2 protein-coding genes are annotated in these 1878 nt (G+C 48.5%); both read left to right on the top strand.

Annotated features, from left to right (window positions below; genetic code table 11):
- Positions 1-589, top strand: a 589-nt coding sequence (locus P5683_RS24415) for a GUN4 domain-containing protein (protein ID WP_315645944.1), incomplete at its 5' end; no start/stop codon positions are given.
- 160 nt (positions 590-749) lie between these two features.
- Positions 750-1682 (top strand): GUN4 domain-containing protein, encoded by a 933-nt coding sequence (locus tag P5683_RS24410; RefSeq protein ID WP_315645943.1) that lies wholly within the window; start codon positions 750-752, stop codon positions 1680-1682.
- Positions 1683-1878: the final 196 nt, after the last annotated feature.

Raw genomic sequence — 1878 nt, 5'->3', positions numbered from 1 at the left:
TCAAGCGATCGCATCTCAACTCCCATCCCAGAGTCAAGCGATCGCATCTCAACTCGACGAGTCGATAACTGAAGCCGTGGCAGACATTACTTCCATCGTGTCTTCATCCTCTGGTTTTGATTATAGCCAACTCGACAGATTATTGAAATCAGGCCAGTGGGAAGCAGCCGACGAAGAAACGACTAAGATGATGTGTAGGGTGGCGGGAAAAACCTCTAGGAGATATTTAGACGACGATGATATCAAAAACTTTCCCGGCGAGGATTTGCGAATCATCGATGGTCTTTGGGTCAAACACAGCAGGGGACGCTTCGGGTTTAGTGTCCAGAAGCAAATTTACATCAATTGTGGAGGATTGCCTGATGGAAGCTATCCAGGTGATACAATATGGGAGCGCTATTGCGGGGAGGTGGGATGGCGAGTGAATGGGTCGTATATATCATGGTCTGATTGCACGTTTTCGGCGGCAGCTCCCCTGGGCCATCTTCCCGCCCGTTTTGTTGGGGTTGGTTGGTGGTTGGGTTTTGGTGTGGGACTGGTAAGGCGTAGGTTAGCACTCTTCTCTCGCGCAGAGACTTGCAGACTGTAGCATATAAGCACTTCAGGTGAAGAAACCCGGTTTCTATCAGGGTTATGGGTAAATCCGAAAGATGTCCGTTTCTACCCGGTTTCTAGTTCCTCTCGGTGGGTTATCATAGCATAAAGCCGGGTTTCCCTGCACCCGGTTGTCGTGATGTATCGGGTTGGGAATGATGGCGAAATGTCCCGTTTGTGAAACGGAATATACACCAAATGAGGTGGAAACCTGTTCGGTGTGTGGTTATGACCTGACACCCTATCCCCCTGTGATTGGTGGGATACCCTCCGGGTTTTTGGAGAAGGAGAAAAAACGCATTGCCGCCGCCAAGCGGGTTTGGCAATTGTCTCAGTCTCAGGTAGAGTCCGCACAGTTGATGGTCTCTCACCTGCAATCTCAGTTAGATGAGACCACCCGGAAAATTGACGGTTTTACCACTACTCAATCACGGCTAGAATCACAGATAGAAGCGATCGCATCTCAACTAGAATCCCAGAGAAAAGCGATCGCATCTCAACTAGAATCCCAGAGAAAAGCGATCGCATCTCAACTCCAATCCCAATCGTCACAGATAGAAGCGATCGCATCTCAACTCGAGTCGATAACTGAAGCCGTGGCAGACATTACTCCCATCGTGTCTTCTTCTGGTTTTGACTATACCGAACTCGACAGATTATTGAAATCAGGTGAGTGGAAAGCAGCCGACCAAGAAACGACTAAGATGATGTGGAGGGTGGCGGGAAAAACCAGGGGATATTTATACAACGATGATATCAAAAACTTTCCCTGCGAGGATTTGCGAATCATCGATGGTCTTTGGGTCAAACACAGCAACGGACGCTTCGGGTTTAGTGTCCAGAAGCAAATTTACATCAATTGTGGAGGATTGCCTGATGGAAGCTATCCAGGTGATACAATATGGGAGCGCTATTGCGGGGAGGTGGGATGGCGAGTGAATGGGTCGTATATATCATGGTCTGATTGCACGTTTTCGGCGGCAGCTCCCCTGGGCCATCTTCCCGGAATGGCGATGGATGAGTATTGGGGGGTTTTTTTGGAAAGTGGGGTTGCACTCTTCTGTCGCGCACAGACTTGTAAACTGTAGCATATAACCACTTCAGGCAGTCCCTAGTGGTGCTTTAATCAAATGTAACGCACCGTTGACCATTACAATGTTAATGAAATGTCAACACCACTCCTACTCTCAATTGGCGGTGGGTTACGCACTCAACCCACCCTACGAAGAAGTAGGGTGCGTTAATGAAATGTAACGCACCGTTGACCATTACAATGTTAATGAA

Origin of the sequence: Limnospira sp. PMC 1279.21 (assembly GCF_032349615.1) — a bacterium.
Lineage (GTDB): Bacteria > Cyanobacteriota > Cyanobacteriia > Cyanobacteriales > Microcoleaceae > Limnospira > Limnospira fusiformis.
Note: the sequence above shows the minus strand (reverse complement) of the source record. Positions and strands in the feature narration are given on the sequence as shown.